This is a genomic window from Apilactobacillus intestinapis (genome assembly GCF_049166695.1).
GTDB classification, from domain to species: Bacteria; Bacillota; Bacilli; order Lactobacillales; family Lactobacillaceae; genus Apilactobacillus; species Apilactobacillus kunkeei_C.
Window position 1 is genome coordinate 1 of sequence record NZ_JBMHFD010000016.1, and the last position, 21,758, is coordinate 21,758.

At 36.3% G+C, this 21,758-nt stretch carries 22 protein-coding genes, 1 other RNA gene and 1 other annotated feature; of the genes, 13 read left to right on the forward strand and 10 right to left on the reverse strand.

Annotated features, from left to right (window positions below):
- The first annotated feature begins 3 nt into the window (after window positions 1-3).
- Window positions 4-96 carry an IS3 family transposase gene (locus ACOMA7_RS07075; protein ID WP_080719905.1) on the forward strand — a complete coding sequence of 31 codons (93 nt, stop codon included), beginning with the start codon at window positions 4-6 and terminating at the stop codon, window positions 94-96.
- Window positions 97-140: 44 nt separating this feature from the next.
- Here the strand turns inward: ACOMA7_RS07075 and ACOMA7_RS07080 are convergent, their stop codons facing one another.
- Complete coding sequence (locus ACOMA7_RS07080; protein WP_421392947.1) at window positions 141-686, reverse strand: NADPH-dependent FMN reductase; 546 nt, start codon at window positions 684-686, stop codon at window positions 141-143.
- Window positions 687-742: 56 nt separating this feature from the next.
- Complete coding sequence (gene asnS / locus ACOMA7_RS07085; protein ID WP_138741809.1) at window positions 743-2,131, reverse strand: asparagine--tRNA ligase; 1,389 nt, start codon at window positions 2,129-2,131, stop codon at window positions 743-745.
- Between the two features lie 58 nt (window positions 2,132-2,189).
- Window positions 2,190-2,398 (reverse strand) — a binding site (T-box leader).
- A 158-nt stretch (window positions 2,399-2,556) separates the two neighbouring features.
- Between asnS and ACOMA7_RS07090 the strand changes: the two genes are divergently transcribed.
- From ACOMA7_RS07090 to ACOMA7_RS07105, 4 genes are all read left to right on the forward strand, one after another.
- Window positions 2,557-2,949 (forward strand): tautomerase family protein, encoded by a 393-nt coding sequence (locus tag ACOMA7_RS07090; RefSeq protein ID WP_054604646.1) that lies wholly within the window; start codon window positions 2,557-2,559, stop codon window positions 2,947-2,949.
- A gap of 303 nt (window positions 2,950-3,252) precedes the next feature.
- A complete protein-coding gene (locus tag ACOMA7_RS07095; RefSeq protein WP_421392951.1) occupies window positions 3,253-4,215 on the forward strand; it encodes an NAD(P)H-quinone oxidoreductase in 963 nt (320 codons plus the stop codon).
- A 184-nt stretch (window positions 4,216-4,399) separates the two neighbouring features.
- Window positions 4,400-5,614, forward strand: coding sequence for a GH25 family lysozyme (locus ACOMA7_RS07100; protein ID WP_421392954.1), 1,215 nt, complete (start codon window positions 4,400-4,402; stop codon window positions 5,612-5,614).
- 305 nt (window positions 5,615-5,919) lie between these two features.
- The gene (locus tag ACOMA7_RS07105; protein ID WP_421392957.1) at window positions 5,920-6,789 is read left to right on the forward strand and encodes a hypothetical protein; all 870 of its coding nucleotides are present in this window, start codon (window positions 5,920-5,922) and stop codon (window positions 6,787-6,789) included.
- A gap of 32 nt (window positions 6,790-6,821) precedes the next feature.
- Here ACOMA7_RS07105 and ACOMA7_RS07110 read toward each other — a convergent pair whose 3' ends face one another.
- The gene (locus ACOMA7_RS07110) at window positions 6,822-7,979 is read right to left on the reverse strand and encodes a phosphoglycerate dehydrogenase (protein WP_421392960.1); all 1,158 of its coding nucleotides are present in this window, start codon (window positions 7,977-7,979) and stop codon (window positions 6,822-6,824) included.
- A 5-nt stretch (window positions 7,980-7,984) separates the two neighbouring features.
- Window positions 7,985-9,055, reverse strand: coding sequence for a 3-phosphoserine/phosphohydroxythreonine transaminase (gene serC, locus ACOMA7_RS07115; RefSeq protein ID WP_421392963.1), 1,071 nt, complete (start codon window positions 9,053-9,055; stop codon window positions 7,985-7,987).
- Between the two features lie 326 nt (window positions 9,056-9,381).
- On the opposite strand from serC, the gene ACOMA7_RS07120 reads away from it, so the two are divergent.
- Window positions 9,382-9,993 carry a histidine phosphatase family protein gene (locus tag ACOMA7_RS07120; RefSeq protein WP_421392966.1) on the forward strand — a complete coding sequence of 204 codons (612 nt, stop codon included), beginning with the start codon at window positions 9,382-9,384 and terminating at the stop codon, window positions 9,991-9,993.
- A 24-nt stretch (window positions 9,994-10,017) separates the two neighbouring features.
- Here the strand turns inward: ACOMA7_RS07120 and ACOMA7_RS07125 are convergent, their stop codons facing one another.
- On the reverse strand, window positions 10,018-10,386 hold the full coding sequence (locus ACOMA7_RS07125) for a hypothetical protein (RefSeq protein WP_054483089.1): 369 nt from the start codon (window positions 10,384-10,386) through the stop codon (window positions 10,018-10,020).
- A gap of 54 nt (window positions 10,387-10,440) precedes the next feature.
- Here ACOMA7_RS07125 and ACOMA7_RS07130 point away from each other — a divergent pair, with 54 nt between their 5' ends.
- Window positions 10,441-10,974, forward strand: coding sequence for a YiiX/YebB-like N1pC/P60 family cysteine hydrolase (locus ACOMA7_RS07130; RefSeq protein ID WP_421392970.1), 534 nt, complete (start codon window positions 10,441-10,443; stop codon window positions 10,972-10,974).
- 27 nt (window positions 10,975-11,001) lie between these two features.
- Here ACOMA7_RS07130 and ACOMA7_RS07135 read toward each other — a convergent pair whose 3' ends face one another.
- Genes ACOMA7_RS07135 through ACOMA7_RS07145 form a run of 3 tightly spaced genes read right to left on the reverse strand, consistent with a single transcriptional unit; the run spans window position 11,002 to window position 12,146 of the window.
- The gene (locus ACOMA7_RS07135; RefSeq protein ID WP_421392973.1) at window positions 11,002-11,160 is read right to left on the reverse strand and encodes a hypothetical protein; all 159 of its coding nucleotides are present in this window, start codon (window positions 11,158-11,160) and stop codon (window positions 11,002-11,004) included.
- A complete protein-coding gene (locus tag ACOMA7_RS07140; RefSeq protein WP_421392976.1) occupies window positions 11,135-12,025 on the reverse strand; it encodes a family 20 glycosylhydrolase in 891 nt (296 codons plus the stop codon). Before ACOMA7_RS07140 ends, ACOMA7_RS07135 begins: the two co-directional genes overlap by 26 nt.
- Window positions 11,952-12,146 carry a family 20 glycosylhydrolase gene (locus ACOMA7_RS07145; RefSeq protein ID WP_421392990.1) on the reverse strand — a complete coding sequence of 65 codons (195 nt, stop codon included), beginning with the start codon at window positions 12,144-12,146 and terminating at the stop codon, window positions 11,952-11,954. The genes ACOMA7_RS07140 and ACOMA7_RS07145 overlap by 74 nt, the downstream gene beginning before the upstream one ends.
- A gap of 294 nt (window positions 12,147-12,440) precedes the next feature.
- On the opposite strand from ACOMA7_RS07145, the gene ACOMA7_RS07150 reads away from it, so the two are divergent.
- The 5 genes from ACOMA7_RS07150 to ACOMA7_RS07170 all read left to right on the forward strand — a co-directional run bounded on the left by ACOMA7_RS07150 (window position 12,441) and on the right by ACOMA7_RS07170 (window position 20,267).
- Window positions 12,441-15,575: a type I restriction endonuclease subunit R gene (locus tag ACOMA7_RS07150; protein WP_421392979.1), complete on the forward strand. Its 3,135-nt coding sequence runs from the start codon at window positions 12,441-12,443 to the stop codon at window positions 15,573-15,575.
- Between the two features lie 11 nt (window positions 15,576-15,586).
- The gene (locus ACOMA7_RS07155; RefSeq protein WP_421392981.1) at window positions 15,587-17,197 is read left to right on the forward strand and encodes a type I restriction-modification system subunit M; all 1,611 of its coding nucleotides are present in this window, start codon (window positions 15,587-15,589) and stop codon (window positions 17,195-17,197) included.
- A complete protein-coding gene (locus tag ACOMA7_RS07160; RefSeq protein WP_421392983.1) occupies window positions 17,184-18,359 on the forward strand; it encodes a restriction endonuclease subunit S in 1,176 nt (391 codons plus the stop codon). The genes ACOMA7_RS07155 and ACOMA7_RS07160 overlap by 14 nt, the downstream gene beginning before the upstream one ends.
- 278 nt (window positions 18,360-18,637) lie before the next feature.
- A complete protein-coding gene (locus ACOMA7_RS07165; RefSeq protein ID WP_421392992.1) occupies window positions 18,638-19,543 on the forward strand; it encodes a DMT family transporter in 906 nt (301 codons plus the stop codon).
- Between the two features lie 211 nt (window positions 19,544-19,754).
- On the forward strand, window positions 19,755-20,267 hold the full coding sequence (locus ACOMA7_RS07170) for a hypothetical protein (RefSeq protein WP_421392986.1): 513 nt from the start codon (window positions 19,755-19,757) through the stop codon (window positions 20,265-20,267).
- Window positions 20,268-20,379: 112 nt separating this feature from the next.
- On the opposite strand, the gene ssrA is transcribed toward ACOMA7_RS07170, so the two are convergent.
- Window positions 20,380-20,750: a transfer-messenger RNA gene (gene ssrA / locus ACOMA7_RS07175) on the reverse strand.
- A 136-nt stretch (window positions 20,751-20,886) separates the two neighbouring features.
- On the opposite strand from ssrA, the gene ACOMA7_RS07180 reads away from it, so the two are divergent.
- On the forward strand, window positions 20,887-21,546 hold the full coding sequence (locus tag ACOMA7_RS07180; protein WP_421392988.1) for a cysteine peptidase family C39 domain-containing protein: 660 nt from the start codon (window positions 20,887-20,889) through the stop codon (window positions 21,544-21,546).
- A gap of 66 nt (window positions 21,547-21,612) precedes the next feature.
- Here the strand turns inward: ACOMA7_RS07180 and ACOMA7_RS07185 are convergent.
- Window positions 21,613-21,758 (reverse strand): IS3 family transposase (locus ACOMA7_RS07185; protein ID WP_421392913.1); only part of this gene is annotated, 146 nt, incomplete at its 5' end.

Below are 21,758 nucleotides of genomic sequence, written 5' to 3' on the forward strand. Positions count from 1 at the left end.
TATATATCTTATTACAACAATTATCGTATAAAACAAAAACTGGGAGGAATGTCACCGGTTGAATACCGGATCAATTCCTCCCAGAAAATAGCATAACCATCTTCCAATTTTAGGGGTTCAGGTCAGCTTGTCTTTTTTGTCTATAGAAGATGGTTAAGTTCTTCCTTTAGTAGTTCAACCTTGTATGCTTGAGAAGAGAAGGCATTGTTAATGTTTTTGAAGTGGTTGTCTTCATCAAACATTTCATCGTTAATGGTTAATAGTGGATTGACGCTGGTAGGTTGCATCTTTAATCCGACTGCAATCATGTTAAATGACATTTGTGCTTGAAGACCACCGTGGCTTCCATATGATGCTAACGCCACAATCTTGTTTTTCCATTCGGAAGCTAAACAATCAACCGCATTCTTTAAGACGGCTGGAAAACTCCAGTTGTATTGAGGGAATAATAATACGACCGCATCCAATGATTTGATCTTGTTACTCCATTCAATACTGTGTTCTTGTTTGTATTCCTGCTTGGCTGGAACTTCTTCTTCATCTAAGAAGGGAAGGTTAACTTTGGCTAAATCAATGATTTCTGTTTCAAACTGATCTGAAGATAGTTGTTGGTTTAACCAATCTGCGATTTCCGGACTGATTCTACTTGGACGACTACTACCAATGATGATACCAACTTTTTTCATTGTAAAATCTCCTTTAATAAAAGAGCATTCTAAACGAATGCTCTTTTTAAAACTTATTAGAATTTAGCGCTACCTGGTTCACGTGGGAATGGGATAACATCTCTGATGTTTTCCATACCAGTAACGTACATAACTAAACGTTCGAAACCAATACCGAAACCGGAATGCTTGATTTCACCGTACTTACGTAGGTCTTCGTACCAGTCGTATTCTTCTGGGTTTAAGTCAAATTCTTTGATCTTGTCGTTTAAGACATCGTAACGTTCTTCACGTTCACTACCACCAACGATTTCACCAATTCCTGGTACTAAACAGTCAGCAGCGGCAACAGTCTTACCATCGTCGTTATCACGCATGTAGAATGCCTTGATATCTCTTGGGTAATCAGTTAAGAAAGTAGGGCGTTTGTAGACATCTTCACACAAGTATCTTTCGTGTTCTGATTGTAAATCAATTCCCCATTCAACTGGAACCTTGAATTCTACATCTGCATCTTGAAGTAACTTAACAGCGTCAGTGTAAGTAACACGGGCAAAGTCTTCGCTAGCAGTCTTTTGTAGTTTTTCAATTAGGCCTGGTTTAACGTTTTTATCTAAGAATTCTAGTTCATCCTTAGCATGATCTAAAACGTAGTTGATAACGTATTTTAGTAAACCTTCAGCAACATCCATCATACCTGGTAGGCGAGTGTATGCCATATCTGGTTCAATCATCCAGAATTCAGAAGCATGACGAGGAGTGTGTGAGTTTTCAGCTCTGAAAGTAGGACCGAAAGTATACACATTCTTGAATGCCATAGTGAATGCTTCTTCTGGAAGTTGACCACTAACAGTTAGGTTAGTTTCAGTCTTGAAGAAGTCCTTTGAGTTGTCTACGTGACCTTGGTCATCTTTTGGAAGGTTGTCCATGTCCATAGTTGTAACTCTGAACATTTCACCTGCACCTTCAGTATCACTACTTGTGATGATTGGGGTGTTAACGTAAACGAAGTCATTGTGTTGTAGGTATTCGTGAACTGCAAATGCAGCTAGTGAACGAATTCTAAATACTGAGTAGAAAGTATTAGTACGTGGACGCAAGTGAGCGATAGTACGTAGGAATTCGTAAGAAGTCTTCTTCTTTTGTAGAGGGTAGTCAGAGTCTGAACGACCAACTAGTTCTACTTTTTCTCCGTGCACTTCAAAAGGTTGAGGAGCATCTGGAGTCTTCACAAAGGCACCTTCAACAGTGATTGTTGAAGCGATTGGAAGCTTACTGATTTGTTCAAAGTTTTCGTTACTCTTTTTAACGATAATTTGAGCACTCTTGAAGCAAGAACCATCGTTTAATTCGATAAAACTGATGTTTTTTGAACCACGAATGGTCTTAATTGAACCTTCAAGAGAAACTGTTGTGTTGTCTTCTAAATCTTTAGTATATAGATCCTTAACACTTAGTTGTGTCATGTGATTCACGCCTTTCCGTAAACTATAAATAGCGGTAAATAAAAAACTTCCGCCCCAAAATTAGGACGAAAGTTCCGCGGTACCACCTAAAGTGCCTATAAATAGGCCACTCAATCAAATAACGCTTTGATGTGCGTTCGTTTCTACTAAAGATTCAAAACGAAAACAAATAGGTGTTATTCATTGATGAAAGTATTATTAAGCTCTCACTATCCTTAACTCGCTGATAAGATTCATCAACTACTCATCCGTATTTATAGTTCTATCATATTAACTATTTTCACATTTAAATATTACCACTATTTTGACATTAATTACAATATAAAAGTAGGGCAAAGACAAAAAAGCGTATTGATTGCATTAGATATGTACATATTGGATAATGGTTTCATTAAACAACTTATTTTATGTAAGGGGAACGCAAAATGCCAAAGATGAATATTGACGTAATCAAGGGTCACGACCGCGATTACTTAAAGCAACTAATGGATATTTCCTACCATGTCATGCTAGACTGTTTCGGTGCTCCAGATGGAGATAGATACCAAATTTTAACTCAACATGAAGATTTTGAAATGAACATCTTAGATACCGGACTAGGCTTTGATCGTACTAACGACGTTGTCGTATTTAGTCTTACTACCAGACCAAGAACTAAGGAACAAAAGTTGAAATTCTATCATGACTTGGCTGAACAACTAGAGGACAAGCTAGGCATCAAGAAGACCGACTTAATGATTAACCTAACTACCAATACCGATGAGGACTGGAGCTTCGGAAACGGAGTCGCTCAATTTATTGATGGTCCACTAAAATAAAAAAGTGCGGTTATTGAGCCGCACTTTTTATGTAGAGTTAGTTTGTAAGTTAAGATAACAAGCTGAATTGAAAAGGTGTATCAAGTTATCAGCTTCAAGTCGATAATAGCACGATGTGAGGATATCGTTAAATAAAAGTTTAGTAACAAAGTATAAGATATATTAGGCGTAATATTAAACGAAATGAACTTAATTTAATCACTGGGTTAAAAGTAGCTAATATATTTTTTTAGAAACTAGCAAATACACTGATTAGACACGTTGTCTATCTTAAATGAAAATAAAAGAGTGAGGTTTATATATATGAAAGTGGTTAATATTGCCAGCGCAAAAAAATTGAATTCCTTGGTTGATGCGCCCATGCCAGAGCTAAAAGATGGGGATGTTTTGGTCAAAATCCATGCAGTCGGCGTTAACCATGTTGATTTGTTATGGGCGGATCAAAAGGTTAAACCAGAAGAAACTGTATTAGGATTGGAAATGGCTGGGGAAGTCGTTAACGGAAATGATACAAAGTATAATGAAGGAACCCGCGTAATGGGATTGATTGATGACGGCGGATATGCTGAATACATCGCTGTTCCGTCAGAACGATTAATGCCAATTCCAGACAACATTGATTACAAAAAAGCGGCCACCATTCCTGAAAGCTTTCTAACCGCCTATCAAACACTATTTACGATTGGGAACCTACAAGATAATCAAACTGTCTTAATTCATGCGGGAGCCAGTGGGGTAGGAACTGCCGCAATTCAATTGGTTAAACTACTTACCAAGGCTACCGTCATTACAACATCTAGTACCAAGAAGGCCGATATTTGTTTAGACTATGGTGCCGATTACGCAATTGATTATCGCAATAGTGACTTTGCAGAAGAGGTGCAAAGAATTACCGATGGGCATGGTGCCGACTTAATCTTGGACTTCATCGGTGCCAGTTATTATCAACAAAACATCAATTCAGTTGCAATGGACGGCCAAATCATTCTAATTGGTAACCTTGGTGGAAGTGAGATTAAAGACGTTAATATCATGGATATTATTGGTAAAAGAATCTCAATTACTGGAACATTATTGTCACCTAGAAGTAACGAATACAAGGCCAAACTAATCAGTGACTTCAGTAATGATGTCTATGACCTGTTAGCCGATGATAAGATCAAATTACATGTCAGCAACGAGTTTGATTTATCCCAGTCGGAACAGGCTTTAACATTCATGCGTGAGAAACAAAACACCGGTAAAATTATCTTAAATGTTAAGTAAAAAGGGCGCCAATTTGGCGTCCTTTTGTTGTTTTTAAAAATGTCAAGATTAAAAATTTTACAATTTGTAACCAAATATTTAATAATTTGTAAAGAAATTGGGAAAAATTGTAACTTGTGTATAGCATTCTTGCAATGTTTAGATTGTACAATAGAGATAATCATAATTGTTAAAGGATGAGAGTATGTATAAACTAAAGTATTTATTGATGAGTTTTGGGGTCGCGTTAATCGGGGTACTATGTATTTCATTTACTTCAGTAAAGAGTAATGCCGTATCTAACAACGTTTACGATTTATCTGAATGGCAAGGCAACTTCACCGATAATCAAGTGAAGACATTGAAGAACGAAGTTCCTTTCGTAATTCTTCGTGTTCAATTCGGTAGTGCCTACCATGATAAGACCTTTGCCCACAACGTTGCTTTAATGAAGAAGTATGGTGTTCCATACGGGGTATATTCATTCAGTCAATATACCAGTCCTTCAGATGCAGCTAGCGAAGCAAAGACATTGTACAGTCGTGCTCCAGAAGCTAGATTCTATGTTAACGATTATGAACAACAAACTGTAAAATCAGGTGGAACTAATGCCGCTACCAAAGCATGGGTTGATGCCTTGAGACCACTAGTTGGTAATAGAAAGATTCTTTTCTACTCATACCAAAGTTTCATGGTTTCTCATGCCGCTGATGCCGTTAGTTCATATGATGGTTACTGGTTAGCAGCTTACCAAACAAATGAACCACAAAGAGAACATGTTTTATGGCAATACACAGATCACTTCTATTCTCCAGCATTGAACCAATACGTTGATGCAAGTGTATTAACACAAAAGAATAGCTCTTGGTTTATTGATGCTACAAATAACAGCAACAATAACAATAGCAATAACAAGCCAAGTAAGCCAAAATCTAATGTGACATACACTAAGGAAAACAAGACATTGACTGTGAAGACAGCCGTTAAGTATAACTTCTACAACCATGTTCCTGGAAACAACTACTTTAGTGAACTTCACAGAACTCACTATGGTCGTACATTCCATGGTAAGAATGTAACGGTAGATTTAAAGGCAACCGTAAATGGTCGAACTTACTACCGTGTATACGAAAATGGTAAGTTATTAGGTTGGATCAACCAAAATGGATTAGGTCCACACATTAGTTATTCTAAAGTTAACATGCACAAAAAAGTTAAACTAAATAGTAACTACAGATTCTACAACCATGTAACACAAAGTCATTTTGCTGATTTCAAGACAATGGGAACAGCAAGTGAATACGCAGGTAAGACAGTCCACATTACTGGTCGTGCAATTAAAGATGGTTGGAAGACTTATTACTACAAATGTTATTACGAAGGTAAGTTCATTGGTTGGATTTACCAACGTGGAATTTAATAAATTAAAAGACATCGCCTAAGCGCGATGTCTTTTTTGTGCAAAAATACCAAGAAATTTAAAACCTTTTTGTTAGAAAAATGTATAAAAAATAATGGTAATCATTATCAAAATGTTATTAATGTAGTTATTTTTATAACATTTGTATAAAAATAAATGATTTTCTTTAGAAAAAATTTATCAATTTACACCTTTCTTAAACTAATTAAACATTATATAATCTTTAGTGTAATCTTAAGAAAAAATTAAGAATTTAAGAGAGGGGCATAATCATTTTATCACTTAAGCAAATTTTGAAGACAGTGATGATTGCAGGAATCGTTTCATCAGGTTTAATGATGGCAAATACGCAACACGCTAAAGCTGAGTCTAACGCATCAGATTCACAGGTTAGCTTGAAAAAAGATACCAGCTTATACGACTCGCAAAAAATTAAAAAGATTAAAACTAAATCCGCTAAAAAATACTTCGGAAAAGAATCACTATACGAAAAGAAAAGTGCTAAGGTTAAGAAGACTACATATAAGTTAGTCCAAAGCAAGAGTAGTAAGAAATCAGGTTGGATGAAATCATCTGATTTATACGTTGTGAAAAGAAAGGTGACTACCAAGTCTACATATGAACTATCACCACGTATCAATGATTCTTCCGACTTAGATAGTCGACAACTAACTCAACTATCTGATAGTCAAATCAAATCTAGAATCAGAGCTAAGTTTGTTAACTTTGTCCAAAATCAAAGAAAAAAGACTGATAACGGTTCATGGGTTTCAAGTCGTGGCTTAGACAAGGTTGCGCAAGAACGTGCCAACTACGTTGATCCAACCATGGGGGAAGCTTCACATTACACTACCAGAGATGGCAAACGTCATCGTCAAGAGGCTGCTATCTTAGATGGTCAAAGAATGAAGATTGTTAAGAACCAAAACGATATCTATGAATCAAATGGTTATGCCACTCTAGATAAGAACTACTACAACGTCTCAGATTACGTTAGGTACTTTAACGAAATGATTACTGATGATGGCGCTTCAGGTGATAGCCACAAGGCCCAACTACTAGGCAATGAATCAGATGGATTAAGATACTACGGAATTGGTTTAAGAGTGATTAGAACCGACATTACCGTTCAAGTAAACATTGTTATCCTATCAGCTGATACTAAATACAAATAAACAAAAAAGGAAGCCCGCTGGGGCTTCCTTTTTTATTTGCGTTTGATAACGCGAACTCGAATAACTTCGTTGATTGATTTTAAATCGTTTAATAATTGCTCAGTTGGTTCGTCACAAAAATCGACCATTGTATACGCCATTTCACCCTTAGCACCGTTACTCATTTGATTGATGTTAAAGTTGTTGTCGGCTGCTTTGGTGGCGATTTGACCAACCATGTTTGGAATGTTCTTATGAATCAAGGTAATGCGGTAAGGTGAGTGCATTGAAACGTTCATGTTTGGTAGGTTCAATGATTGTGATAGGCTACCGGTTTCTAGGTAACGTTGAATAATCTTAGCACCTCTGACAGCACCGTTTCCTTCAGCTTCGACAGTTGATCCACCGATGTGTGGAGTGATGACGACATCCTCGCGATTCATTAATACGTCATCACCAAAGTCGGTAATGTATGAGGCAACTTTGCCTTCATCTAAAGCATCAACGACGGCCTGGTTATTCACGATGCCCAGACGCGCATAGTTTAGGATGCTTACGCCAGTCTTCATTTGATTGATTGAATCACCATCGATGAGGTCGGTAGTCTCGTCATTCTTAGGAACGTGGACGGTGACGATGTCGGCATCCTTAATTGCATCTTCTAGGGTGTTGGCACGAGTGATATCACTTTCGATGCGCCATGCAGCGTCTGATGATAGGTAAGGGTCGTATCCGACAACATCCATGCCTAGGTCGTTAGCGGCATTAGCCACCAATGAACCGACGTGACCTAAACCAATCACGGCAAGGGTTTTATCTCTGATTTCGGTTCCTTTAAAACGTGGATCGATTTTCTTCATCTTTGAGATATCAGCATGTAAGTTGTTAGCTGAGAAGTTCGCTACGGGGAATAGATGACGAACAGAAGCAATAATCATTGATAGGACGACTTCCTTTACGGCATTGGCGTTACTTCCTGGAGTGTTGAAGGCGGCGATGCCTAGTTCTGATAGTCGATCGATTGGAAGGTTATTAAAACCAGCACCGGCTCTGACAATTACCTTTAGGTTTTCAGGGAAGTCAGCATCTAACATGTTGGCTGAGCGGATTAGGTATGCGTCTGGATTATCGCTTTGGTTAATCTGGTATTTATCACTGAATTTGTCTAAACCATCCTGTGAAATGGCATTAAAAGTTTTAACGTAATACATAATTATTACCCCCGAGTTTGTTCGAATTTAGTTAGGACATCAATTAATTTTTCAACACCTTCAACAGGCATTGCGTTGTATAGACTGGCACGAAGTCCACCGATGCTTCTGTGACCCTTTAGACTAATTAGGTCGTGTTCGGCTGCGAAGTCGACGAATTGTGCATCTAGGTCATCGTCATTGGTAGTGAAGACGATGTTGGTGTATGAGCGTTCATCTTTTTTGACGTTGTTATGGAATAGGCTTGATTGATCAAGATAGTCATATAGCATGCTGCTCTTTTGAATATCGCGTTTTTCCATTTCAGCAATTCCGCCGTTTTCTAATAACCATTGAGTGGTTAGTTTGGCAGCGTAGATAGGGAAGACCGGTGGAGTGTTAAACATTGAGTTCTTCTTGGCATAGGCTTCGTAGTTAAGAATGGTTGGGATATGTTTGGCTGGATCAATTAGGTCATCTCTTACGATAACGATTGTTAGGCCAGCTGGAGCCAAGTTCTTTTGCGCCCCCGCAAAGATAAGACCAAAGTCGTTTATATCATATGATTCAGCCATGAAGTTGGAAGACATATCACCAACTAATGGGATGTCTTTGACATTTGGTAAATGATTGGGATGGTATGTAGAGCCTTCAATCGTGTTGTTGATGGTTACATGCAAGTAATCATAAAGATTCTCGTCAAAGTTATCGCTTGGATATGGAAGTTGTCCATCGTCTTTGATGACATCGATTCCGTATCCCAGTTGTTCAGCTTCTTGATAGGCTTTCTTGTTCCAATGGCCACTATCTAGAAAGGCAATCTTTTCTCTGTGGTTAGCTAAGTTCAAAGGGACAGCAGCAAACTGACCAGTCCCACCACCTTGGCAGAATAGAATATGGTAGTTATCAGGAACATGCATTAGGTCCTTGATGTTTTGCTTAGCGTCATTTAATACATTTTCAAACAGGGTGCTGCGGTGTGAAATTTCCAAAATACTCATGCCACTATCGTTAAACGATGGCATCTCACGTTGAATCTGATCAATAACTGGTTTCGGCATTACTGCTGGACCAGCTGAAAAATTATATACAGTCACAATTCTCACTCCCAAAAATAGATTAAACGAAATAAAAAAGCCCCACAGAGACAGTTCTGTGGGGCCACTAGTTCAAGTGTATTGTCTTTTAGACCCCACAAAATGTTAACCATCTATGCAGGGCACAAGTTTCGTATAAATAGGCCTACATAAATGGATGTGTAGACCAGGAAGAGACAATTAAATTATTAATATTTGTATTTCTTAACATTTTAATTACCTCCTCCTTTAATTTAACCAAATTCTAACACACATATAATAATTTGCAAACAAAAATGTTATAATAAATCAAAATATACGTGTTTCATTGAAAGGAGAGTTTTATTTTGACTGAGTTTTATTTTGTTCGCCATGGTAAAACATTCGCCAATCAACAGGGGTTAAAGCAGGGGACGATTAACTCTGAAATCACCTACTTATCCGATTTAGGGAAGCAACAAGCACAGCATCTACATGATCATTTTGACATTAGTTTTGCCGATAAAATCTATGTAAGTCCACTTCAAAGAACTCAAGATACTGCTAATTATTTAAATGCTGGAGTCGGTCTATCAATCGAAAAAGACGAACGATTATTGGAAATTTCATATGGTAAGTGGGATGGTCAATCCAATGCCGAATTGATGAAGACCTATCCAGAAGTCTTCGATGAAGAACTAGAGGATGTACTACCTAGTTATGCACCGCTATCCGATGGGGAAACCTTTGAACACGTCGAACAACGCGTCAGTGAGTTCATGGAAGAAGTCGCTGCGAAGTATCCAGATGGTAAGTTCATCTTGGTATCACACGGTTTTACTGTGAAGTCAGCCATGTTGGTAGCATTAAGACAACAAGATGATCCAATGTCTGTGATTGAACCGGATAACACTTCCGTGACAAAGATTAGATTGAAGAATCATCAATACTATGTCGATTACTTTAACCGCATGTATTAAAAAAAGAGCCGTACTGGCTCTTTTTTAGTCGAACATCATTATCTGAATTGCTAGCACAATTGTTGATAGTGATATGATAAGTGTTTCTTTAAACGGAAAGTGACTACCTAGACCGATTATAAAGATTTCAATCAATAAGATGATAAACGATGCTGATAGCAGTTTCTTCTTACTGGCAGAAATGAAGGTAAAGATAACCTGGAATAGGTTAATAAAGATGATTAATACACCCAACAGAATAGTCTGTTGGTTAGTATTGTCACCAATAATTAGTGGTAATGCTATGTATGTAAATATGAATAGGTTGATAAATGATCCGATGAGTTGAAACCCACCTGTAACAACGTCTCTACGAATCGTTTTTCCCTTCCTTCTATCAATATCAGTTATCATAAAATTCTCGATAATGTTATCATTTAAATATTAAAAATAAGAAAGAATTTAACTATGAAAAATGCGGATTTATTACTAATCGAACCAAAGAAAGACGAATTTTCTAACTTAATTGCTAATTCAACATCTATTAAACATAACTATTCCCATGTTGCGCTAGTTTACATTAATGATGGAGAAGAGTTTGTGATTCATGCGATTCCTAATCGAGGAGTCGTGAAACAAAGGATGAGTCAGTTTTTAGATGACCGAAACGATCAAAGCATCGACTTGTATCGAGTAACTAATGATATCGATAGAGACGAAGTGATTGGTCGTGCGAAAGCAATGATTGGCAAACCTTATAACAATCTCTTTTTGAATCAACGCGACAGTTTTTACTGCTCACAATTGGTGACATATGCCTATGAAAAAGAAGGATTGTTTGAACTAACACCATTACGATTTGGACAAGGCAAGCAGATTTATGAAGAGTGGGTCAATTACTATCAAGAATACGAAATGACGGTACCAACTGATGAAATGGGCAGTAGTCCAAACTCATTGGTAGAGTCTAAGATGATTAAGTTAGTTGAACATGTCCAATAAAAAAAGAAGCTAGGATGGCTTCTTTTTTTATAGTTGTGGAAATTCTTGCATATCAAAGAGGTGGCGTTCACGAATAGTGGTGTAATCTTCGTTCACCCATGCTCGTTCCATATGAGCAGCTTTGATTGCGGGGAAGTCTCTTAATAACTCTTCGTTTAGATTAGTCTTGATGTTGCAAGAACTCATTTAGATATTTATGTGATAGTTGGTATATCTTAGCTGAACTGTATTTTTCATGTGGTTCACTCCAGATACATAGGGCGGAGTCAATCTTTTGATTGCCTTTATAGATATCGGATGTATTATTGTCGTCCCAGACGCGTTCATTCCATTTGTGTAGAAGTTCCTTCCAATGAAAACGAGATGGTGCAGTGTACATCTTAGGGAAGTTAATTACATATAGATAGTAAAAGTTACAGTTAATGACCTTAAAACCGTGATGGAGCAATTGAGGAAGGGTGGCTCTTAATCTGATTAGTTCTTTTCTGTCATCAGGATCACTTTGTTGGCCATTTTGACTCCAGTAGAAGACGGTAATGTTTTTGTGATACCTGTTGATGGTCCGTTTATGAAAACTATCATTCCAGGCGGTTAGTTTATAACCCTTTTTATTTACAAATGAATCAATCGAATTGATGTATTTAACGAAGTTATTTTCCTCAGTCTTGTTATCTAATGAGATTTCATCAGCGCCCATGCCAATATGATTGCCCTTAGGTAATAGTGGCAGGTATTCGGATAAGATTCTCTTAGAAAGCGTTAGGGTGCCTTTCTTGGAAAGTTTGAATTCATTATAGCCGTCTCGATATACCAGTTGTTTCTTCAAACGACGACCGTATTTGGTATAACTAAGTAGTTTTAGAATTCCTTTATCGTGTCCAGGGAGATCGACTTCTGGAATTAACTCGATGTGTCTTTTTTGGGCATATTTAAGCAGACTCTTTAGTTGAGCTTTACTTAGAAATGCCTTGTGAGTCTTACGATTGAAATAGATACCATTTTTGACCTTGGCCTTTTTTCGTAGTTTGACCCAGATAGCTGTTTTCGACACCAAATCGTTCATTGTCGGTCAAATGTAGTAGCATGAATTCGGCATGATTTTTGGACAGGGTATCAATGTATTTACGGATTAATCTAGGTGAGTAAAACGATCGCGCACAATCCAATGTCATACCTTTGTTACCCTGAATGCTATTGGCCGATGATGTAATCCCAAACGAGAAAGAAGTTGATAGTACAACAACGGCGGTTAAACAAGCACTGATGATTTTCTTCACATTATCGCTTCCTTATACTTATATGAAAATAAGTATATAATAATGAAATTGAAATGGAGATTTATACAAAATTAAACACATTGTCTTTAAATTTTATAACGTTCTATAAACGTCTATAATTGCCGCTTTAATTACAATCTTCCTATGATACAATAAATCTATACACACAATATATTAAGGTGAATTAATATGGCCAATTATAGAACGCAAAGTGAATTAGATTTCGAAAAAGAAATTGTCCACCAATTAACTATTGGAAGTAATCAGTGGACAGAACGAAAAGATTTATATGAAGCTACACCCGATAAATTATGGGAAAACTTCAGAGAAAAACTTAATAGAAACAATATTGCAGCGTTAAAACATAAGGAACTAACTGATGAGGAATTTAACCGTGTTAAAGCTCGCATCAGTAATGTAAAGAGTCCATACGATGCTGCTAAAATCCTAGATGCCGAAAATGGAATTGGTAAGATTGAAATTCCAAGAGACGACGCATCACTAGGGACTGTTACATTAAACATATTCTGGAAGGCAGATGTTGGCGGAGGACATTCAAGTTATGAAATCGTCCGCCAAGCCATCAGACCACGTTCAAATGACGATGATTCAGATCGTCGTTTTGATGTGACTTTATTAATCAATGGTCTTCCATTAATTCAAATCGAATTAAAGAAATCAACGGTTGAAATTAACCAAGCATTTAACCAAATCAAAAAGTACGCCGGTGAAAATAAATACACTGACATTTACTCATTACTACAAATGTTTGTCATCATGAGTCCTGACAGCTCAGCTTACTTTGCTAACGCTCGTCCTGATGAATTCAACAAGTCATTTGTCTTCAAGTGGCGTGACGAGGATAACAATCCTGTCGAAAATGGGATGGACTTTGCTAAGTCAGCATTGAATATTCCAATGGCTCATAAACTAGTCAGTGAATACAAAGCCATTGATGAAGAACGTAAGAAGTTATTATTACTTCGTCCATACCAAATCTACGCGATTGAAGCGGTGCTAAAACGTATTAAAGAACACGAGAATGGATACGTTTGGCACACCACCGGTTCTGGTAAGACATTAACATCATACAAGACCGCTAAATTGGCTGCTCAAATGCCTTCAGTTGATAGAGTTGTCTTCTTAGTTGACCGTAAGGCATTAGATGATCAAACGGTTGGTAACTTTAGAGCTTACGCATCAAACGATGATATGACCATCAATAAGACCGACAATACTTCGAAGTTACGTCAGGCCTTATTAAAGGGTGGCAATAACATCATCATCTCATCGATTCAAAAGATGGCTAATTTAGTTAATGCGGAAGAACAAGCTCAAGACGAAGGAAGAAATACCAGAGTATCTCAATCTAAGTTATTAGATAAACGAATTTGTTTCTTCGTTGATGAAGCGCACCGTTCCCAATTCGGAAAGATGCGTCAAGATATCAGCAATGCATTCAAGAATGCCAATTGGTACGGATATACCGGAACCCCAATCTTCCATGAAAATAGAAAGAAGTTCCAAGGAGACCGCGGAGTTACCACACAAGAACTATTCGGTAAAGAATGTCACCGCTATACCTTAGTTAACGCTCTAGAAGATCATGCAGTTCTTCCTTTTAACGTTGAACATGTGAACACCATTGCCAACGTTAATGAAATCGTTGAAGAAATCATGCAAAAAGAGACCGCTAAGGAACTAAAGAAAAAGGGCCAAGAACTAACCATCTCAGAAGAAAATGACATCAAAAATGAACTAAGAGAAATGTCTGATGTGGAAAAGGAATCATACCTTCCAAATGATATATACGAAAAAGATGAACATTTGGATCAAGTTGTTGATTATATCTTAACCACAGGTCCTAAGAAGATGAGTCTAGGTAAGGGAAATTACAATGGAATCCTGGCCACTAGTTCAATTCCAATGGCCATTCGTTATTACCAAAAATTCAAGGAACGTAAGAAATTACATCCAAATGATGTCGATAAAGATTGGCCTCGTGTTGCAATTACATACTCACTAGCTGAAAACGATGATGCGCACAAGGAAAATATGGATGGAATGGATGAAGCAATTGCCGATTACAACGCCATTTTTGATACCAACTTCCATAACAATAATGAAGAAATCAATCTTTATAACGAAGATGTAGCGAAGAGAACTGCCCGTCGTGAATCTTACTATGCCCATTTAAAACGTGATCAAGAAATCAACCTAGTCATTGTTGTGAATCGATTATTGACTGGTTTTGATGCGCCTCGTTTGAATACTTTATTTGTCGATAAGATGTTCGAATACGCTAACTTGATCCAAGCATATTCTAGAACTAACCGTTTAGAAAATAATGATTTAAAACGTGAAGGTCAAATCGTCACATTCAGAAAGCCAGCTATCTCTCAACAAAATGAAGAAGATGCTTACCGCTTATACGGTGGTGAAGGTTCATACGAAGAACTAATGCGTCCTAAGTACATGGATGCTGTTGCTAAGTTCAAGAGTGAAGTTGCTCATTTGAAACGAATCGCACCCAATGCTGATGCCGCCGATGATTTAAAGGGTAAGGAAGCAAAGGTTGATTTTGTAAAGACATTTAGACGTGTTAATACGCAATTGAACTCATTAACTATGTATAACGACTTTACTTGGGATAATGCCGAAGAAGAATTTGGCATTAGTGAAGATGAAGTCCAACACTACATTGGAAAGTTCCAACGTATTAAATCTGAAATCCAAGAAAATCAAGACGATGATGAAGACGACGAACTAAGTAATTTGGACTTTTCACTTTCAATTGGATCAACCGTCTTAGTAGATTATGACTACATCACAGGTCTATTAAAAGAGTTGGTTGATATTCGTAACAGTTATGATACTGATGAAGAATATCAAGAAAACATGACCGATTACTTACAAAAGGAAGCTGAAATTCAAGAACAGATTAATAAGTACGAAAAGTCTGGTCACGAAAAGCAAGCTGCATTGTTACGTGAAATCTTATCCTACTTGGATGAACACGTGGTTGAACCAGATAAGTTTGATGACTTTGTTCAACAATACAAGAGCAACAAGTTAAATAGTTTGGTAAATGAATTCGCTGATAAGTGGGGATTAGACCCAGAAGAACTAAAACGGGTCGCAACAGAACGTCATCGAAACATTGAAGAAGGTTCTCACCTACAAAATCTAATCGACCATGGTGACTTAGACCACGCAGCTGAACAACAAGGCGATGACAATCTAAAGATACCAATTATCTATAACGCTAAAGCAAATCAAAGTATCAATTCATTTATTGATAAAGAAATTGACGCATACCTATAAGGAGAATGAACATGCCTGAAGAAAAAACACAAAGCCTAGAAAGCGCACTTTGGAGTGCCGCTGATGCATTACGAGGTAACATGGATGCCTCTGACTACAAGAACTATTTATTAGGATTGATTTTCTATCGTTTCCTATCAGTAAAAGCACTAAAGGCATTTGCTGAAAGCAACCGTATGGATGAAAATAACCATGAAGAATTAAAGAAACAATACACACAATTCTTGGATCCAAATAACATGATTGGTGACATCAAGACTAGAGAAGCCACTATGTCATCACTATTGAACAAGAATGGATACCACATTGAACCAGAAAACCTATACAGTTCACTAATCGATAACATTAATGATGGTAGCTTTGAAATTGAACAATTAGAAACTGCTTTGCATGAACTAGAATTATCAACCAATAACCAAAGTTCACACAACGATTTCGACGGTTTATTCCAAGACGTTGATTTACACAGTAACAAGCTTGGTGGAACCATTCGTCAAAGAAACCACGCCATTAGTGAAACCATGTTGGCACTAAACAGCATTGATTTATTCGGTCACAATGGGGATGTATTGGGGGATGCTTACGAATACCTAATCGCCCAATTCGCCAGTGATGCTGGTAAGAAGGCAGGAGAATTCTATACCCCACGCCAAGTATCTGACATCATCTCACAAATTGTTACTTACAAACGTAATGGTGGGGATGACCAAATTAGAACCATTTATGATCCAGCTGTGGGTTCAGGTTCGTTACTATTGAACGTAGCCCAACACGTTGATAGACCAGAACTAATCAAGTACCACGGTCAAGAACTAAACACTACTACTTACAACTTGGCTCGTATGAACCTAATGCTTCATGGTGTGTCATACGAAGACATGGAACTACGTAATGGTGACACCTTGGACAAGGATTGGCCTGTTGAAGAACCATACCAATTCGACGCCGTTGTAATGAATCCACCATACTCAGCTAAGTGGGATAACGATGACTCACGTCTAGCTGATCCAAGATTCAGAGATTATGGAGCACTTCCTCCAAAGTCTAAGGCCGATTTTGCATTCTTATTACACGGTTTATACCACTTGAAGGAAAACGGTACGATGGGAATTGTGCTTCCTCACGGTGTCCTATTTAGAGGTGCTAAGGAAGGTAAGATTCGTGAAAAGCTAATCGAAGATAACCGTATTGATGCAGTAATTGGATTACCAGCTAACATCTTCCATTCAACCAGTATTCCAACTCTTGTATTGGTATTGAAAAAGAATAAGGATAACTCTGATGTATTATTCATCGATGCTTCTAGGGAGTTCGAAAAGGGTAAGAACCAAAACAACATTACTGAAGAAAATATCGAAAAAATCATCGATACTTATAAGAACAGAAAAGACGTCGACAAGTATGCCCACGTCGCAAGTTATGATGAAATTAAGGAAAATGACTTTAACTTAAATATTCCTCGTTACGTTGATACATTCGAACCAGAACCAAATATCGACATTAACGAAGTAAAACAAAACATCGCAGATCTTGATGCAGAAATCGCAAAGGTTCAAAAAGAATTTGATACAATGGCAGCTGATTTGGTAGAAACGGATGTGAATACTAATGACAAAGATTAAGGTACCTCGATTAAGGTTTAGTGAATTTAGTGGGGAATGGAAAGAAGATAAACTGGGGGATAAATTATACGTGAAGATGGGACAATCTCCTCATTCTGAAAATTATACTAAAGATAATAAAAAAAATATTCTCGTGCAAGGAAATGCCGATATATTAAATGGAAAAATAAATCCAAGAATTTATACGAGTGAAATAACTAAGATGTCTAAAAAAAATGAAATAATAATGTCAGTGAGAGCACCTGTTGGTGAATTAGCTATTAATCAGTTTGAAAACGTAGTAATTGGACGCGGAGTTGCCTCATTGTCTGGAAATAAATTTGATTATTATTCATTAATTAACATAAAAAATAAAGGATTATGGAAACGATTTAGTTCTGGATCTACTTTTGATGCTGTAAATTCGTCTGACATCAAATTAATGACAATAAATTTTCCTCAGGAGAATGAACAACAAAAAATAGGTGATTTCTTTACAAAACTAGACAAACTAATTGAACTTCAAACCCAAAAGGTAAATCAACTAAAGAAACTAAAGCATGGATACTTACAGAAGATGTTCCCACAAGAGGGTGAAACAGTACCTCGATTAAGATTTAGTGGATTTAGTGGCGAATGGAAAGAAGAAAAAGCAAATGATATTTTTATTAATGAATCAATAAAAAATCATGGTTATGAAGAAGTATTAGCTGCTACTCAGGATAATGGAATTGTTTATAGAAAAGATTTAGATATAGATATTAAGTTTGATAAAACGACCTTGAACAAATATAAGTATGTAATTCCTGGCAATATAATCATAAGCTTAAGATCATTTCAAGGTGGTTTCGAAGTCTCTAATAAAAAAGGAATAATAAGTCCTGCTTATACAATTATGAGCTTTAAGGATAGCGAAAATAATATTAATTATTGGAAGCAATATTTAAAAACCTACAAATTTATTCAATCTTTAAAGAAAGTAACTTTTGGGATTAGAGATGGACGAAGTATAAGTTTTAAAGAATTTTCTACTTTAAAATTAAAATTTACTGAAAATAAAAATGAACAACAAAAAATAGGTGACTTCTTTGCAAAACTAGACAAATTGATTGAAGAACAATCCGTTAAGCTAGATCAATTAAAGCAACAGAAGAAAGCTTACTTGCAAAAGATGTTTATTTAAATAAAAAAGACGACTTAGTCATTTGATTGATAAGTTGTCTTTTTGTAATTTTCTTAATAAAAAATTAATATTCTTTACTTTTTTTTAATATTTTCGTATAATACAGAAGTAGGTAGTCATTCCAGATGATTTATCTTAATGTTTATTATTTACAACTCTCTATAAATCTAATTGTGCACCTCTCTATGTAATCACGCACAAATTAGGTTGGCCTGTCCGCTTAATGGCAGGCTTTTTATTTACTCTATTTTATTTATGAATAGTGATATACTTAATTTATTATAGATTTGGAGGATGCTATAAGAATTAAAGTAATTATATTAGCAATAATCGAATCAATATTTTGGGGTATGTCCGGAATTGTTGCAGAATATCTTTTTGAACATCACTTGGTAACACCAATTTGGTTGGTAGGTATTAGATTATTTGTTGCGGGACTTCTTCTTTTATGCTGGAGTCGGATAACTACGGGAGAATCCATTTTTAAAATTTGGCATAATAAGAGAGAAATACTTACATTGATTGCCTTTGCACTCTTAGGAATGATTCCTTCCCAACTTACATATTTTATGGCTATTAGATATGGTAATGCGCCAACCGCAACTGTTCTACAGTTTTTAGAACCCATTTTTATTATGGGATACGTTACAGCTTTTAATCATAAGTTACCTAATTTTTCTGAAATTGTTTCGGTAATTTTGGCTTTAGCTGGGACTTTCTTGTTAGTGACTAATGGACACATTGATTCACTAGCTTTATCAATCGCTGCGATTGCATGGGGGATTGGAGCTGGTGTCAGTCAGGCATCTTATACTTTAATTCCTGCTAAATTGTTATCAATCTTTGATGATAAATTGATAGTAGGGTGGGGAATGCTATTAGGTAGTTTACCGCTATCTGGTTTTGTCTTAAGTACATCTGCTCCTAAAGTATCAATGATCACAATAATTAGTATTGTCTTCATTATTATATTTGGTACGATGTTGGCATACTTACTATATTTGATGAGTACGAAGTATATCTCACCATCAGTGACAGGTATGTTAAGTGCTTTTGAACCATTGACTGCTACTATCTTGTCAGTTGCTTTTCTAGGGACACATTTGGCTTCGGTGCAGTTATTAGGTGGTTTATTTATAATTGCTACAGTATTTGTACAAACGATTTTTAATAGGAATGATTAGTGATTAATCAAATAATAGTTATAACGACATTTAGATTATAATTTGAGTATTTTTTAAATATTATATTTTTATCTAAAAATATTGTAACAATGAAGACAAATTTTGAACATTAATTGTTTTAAATTATTTATTGAATGTTTTATAACTTGTCTTTATTAGAATATAATTGGATAATAAATTTACTTTATTATGTTTAAGGGGTGGTATATAGTTGGTTGTGAGTTGGGATTTTGTTATGGGAATTATATCTATATTGACAATAATCGGTACGTTAGCATCTTTTATCCGTAAAAAAATTTCTAGATATAAGCTTTATATTAATGTTACATTTAGAACTGCTATTAACAAGGATAGTATAGATGTTAATGAAGCAATTTCTATAAGAAATGTTGGTAATAGAACTATTTATTTAGAAGATATGTATTGTATTCCAAGTGAGGGTAACGGGATCGATTTTCCAGTTCCTAATGACATGAAGAGACAATTAAATGTTTCATTGAAGCCAGGTGATGTTCAAACTATTCATAGTACAAAGCCTTGTGAATGGGTATCCAGTGAAAATGTGTTTAAAGAAATTACATCGGATAAACTAGAAATAATTGTAGTTGTGGAAGATAGTGAGGAAAGGATTTATAGATCTAACAATATATTCGAATCTGTTAACGAAATACAAAGTTATAGAGATGGATTAAAAAACCATTTTTATTTTGAATCTAATCAATAATATATGTAAAGTAGTACTTAAATACTAATGAACTCTTTTTATTTGCTGATACTTATTATAAAAAAAGCTGCTGTAACAATGATTTTGCTCATTGATTACAACAGCTTTTTTACTATGGAGGCGGCGGGAGTCGAACCCGCGTCCGAGCATATCGCCATTCGAATATCTACGCTCATAGGGATACTATTTGAATTTTCACTGACCAAAGCACCGTATTCCGGGGTTAACATGATCAGCTAACCTGATTAATCTCTTTTACTTAACTTCAGGTGTGAGCAAGTAACGTAAGCCTATCAATTATAAAACCCAAGTTAGCCCCTAGGCAAAGCTAGTTGGATTGTCGTAGACTGCTTATTAGGCAGCTAAAGCGACGTTGTTTGAATTATTGTTTGCAGTTATAATTTAAAAACTGGACGGTTAAGCAGACGCCGCTGCGAACGCAATCCAAATTCGAACTATACCCGTCGAATCCATAACGCCCCCAAAAGGTACATATCAATGTTACCATATTTATAAGGACAGTGAAACGATATTCTCATATAAAACACCATTTAGGGTGCGTTTTACACCATTTTATTGTTATAATGGAGTCTATACCTAAATAAATGAGGGTGAATTAATGAAAAGCAATTCAATTGCAAACGAAAATGTGCCACACTTTTACGTGCGTTTAAAGCACCGTAAGATGGAAAAGTGGTACGTCAATGAAATGCAAGCGGGGAAGCATCAACGCAAAGCATTCAATCATTCAGACGAAAAAGCAAAATTTGAAATTGATCAAATCGGTTTTTACCAAAAACATCTATGGTTTCACTTTGAAAACGATAGTGATGCCGGCTGGATTCCTAACAAATTCATTCGTAAGAACTACAGAATCTTAAATCTACAGGCTAGTAAAGATAATACCGAGGCTTCTAACGAAGAAAAGGCTTTATCAGTATTGGTTCATTTCGCTAGACCAGATTTTGACGTGTACGAAAAGTTAGGCAAGATTACTGACAACTTGTCTGATGCAACCTTTAAGAGCATCCTAGTTAACAGTGTTGGCTCATATAAAGATTTGACTAAGAAGTCATACCGTCGTGTGAGAAGCCAGATTAATCGTAACCGTCCTGTGATGTTATGGGGCAGACGAGATAATCAATGTATTATCCTATTTGGTTTTAACCACCGAGTATTTTTCTACTTTGATCCTGAAGATGGGTTGAACAAGACGATTACAGTTAAGGAATTAACTAAGCTATGGAAGAGAAGTGGCTATAAAGCCATTAGTTACTAGCAAACAAAAAAGACAGCCAAATGGTGATGTGCACCCCAAAAGTTGTACATTATTATATTGTTTTTCCTAGGCGGAAAGTTTCCGGTATTGAACCGGTGACTTTCCGCCTAGTTTTGTTTTAATACGATGATTATTGTAATAATCAATCCATATTTTCATTGATGAAATTAAATCCTCTTTAAAGTCATAATTACAGTCCATGATTTCAGCTT

Excerpts from the sequence above, each read along its gene's own strand:
- ACOMA7_RS07160 (WP_421392983.1), top strand. The coding sequence starts at position 17,184 with ATGACAAAGATTAAGGTACCTCGATTAAGGTTTAGTGAATTTAGTGGG.
- ACOMA7_RS07135 (WP_421392973.1), bottom strand. The coding sequence starts at position 11,160 with ATGAGTTCTTGCAACATCAAGACTAATCTAAACGAAGAGTTATTAAGA.
- ACOMA7_RS07125 (WP_054483089.1), bottom strand. The coding sequence starts at position 10,386 with ATGATAACTGATATTGATAGAAGGAAGGGAAAAACGATTCGTAGAGAC.
- ACOMA7_RS07105 (WP_421392957.1), top strand. The coding sequence starts at position 5,920 with ATGATTGCAGGAATCGTTTCATCAGGTTTAATGATGGCAAATACGCAA.
- ACOMA7_RS07080 (WP_421392947.1), bottom strand. The coding sequence starts at position 686 with ATGAAAAAAGTTGGTATCATCATTGGTAGTAGTCGTCCAAGTAGAATC.
- ACOMA7_RS07180 (WP_421392988.1), top strand. The coding sequence starts at position 20,887 with ATGAAAAGCAATTCAATTGCAAACGAAAATGTGCCACACTTTTACGTG.
- ACOMA7_RS07100 (WP_421392954.1), top strand. The coding sequence starts at position 4,400 with ATGTATAAACTAAAGTATTTATTGATGAGTTTTGGGGTCGCGTTAATC.
- asnS (WP_138741809.1), bottom strand. The coding sequence starts at position 2,131 with ATGACACAACTAAGTGTTAAGGATCTATATACTAAAGATTTAGAAGAC.
- ACOMA7_RS07145 (WP_421392990.1), bottom strand. The coding sequence starts at position 12,146 with ATGACATTGGATTGTGCGCGATCGTTTTACTCACCTAGATTAATCCGT.
- ACOMA7_RS07090 (WP_054604646.1), top strand. The coding sequence starts at position 2,557 with ATGCCAAAGATGAATATTGACGTAATCAAGGGTCACGACCGCGATTAC.
- ACOMA7_RS07095 (WP_421392951.1), top strand. The coding sequence starts at position 3,253 with ATGAAAGTGGTTAATATTGCCAGCGCAAAAAAATTGAATTCCTTGGTT.
- ACOMA7_RS07130 (WP_421392970.1), top strand. The coding sequence starts at position 10,441 with ATGAAAAATGCGGATTTATTACTAATCGAACCAAAGAAAGACGAATTT.
- ACOMA7_RS07150 (WP_421392979.1), top strand. The coding sequence starts at position 12,441 with ATGGCCAATTATAGAACGCAAAGTGAATTAGATTTCGAAAAAGAAATT.
- ACOMA7_RS07110 (WP_421392960.1), bottom strand. The coding sequence starts at position 7,979 with ATGTATTACGTTAAAACTTTTAATGCCATTTCACAGGATGGTTTAGAC.
- ACOMA7_RS07155 (WP_421392981.1), top strand. The coding sequence starts at position 15,587 with ATGCCTGAAGAAAAAACACAAAGCCTAGAAAGCGCACTTTGGAGTGCC.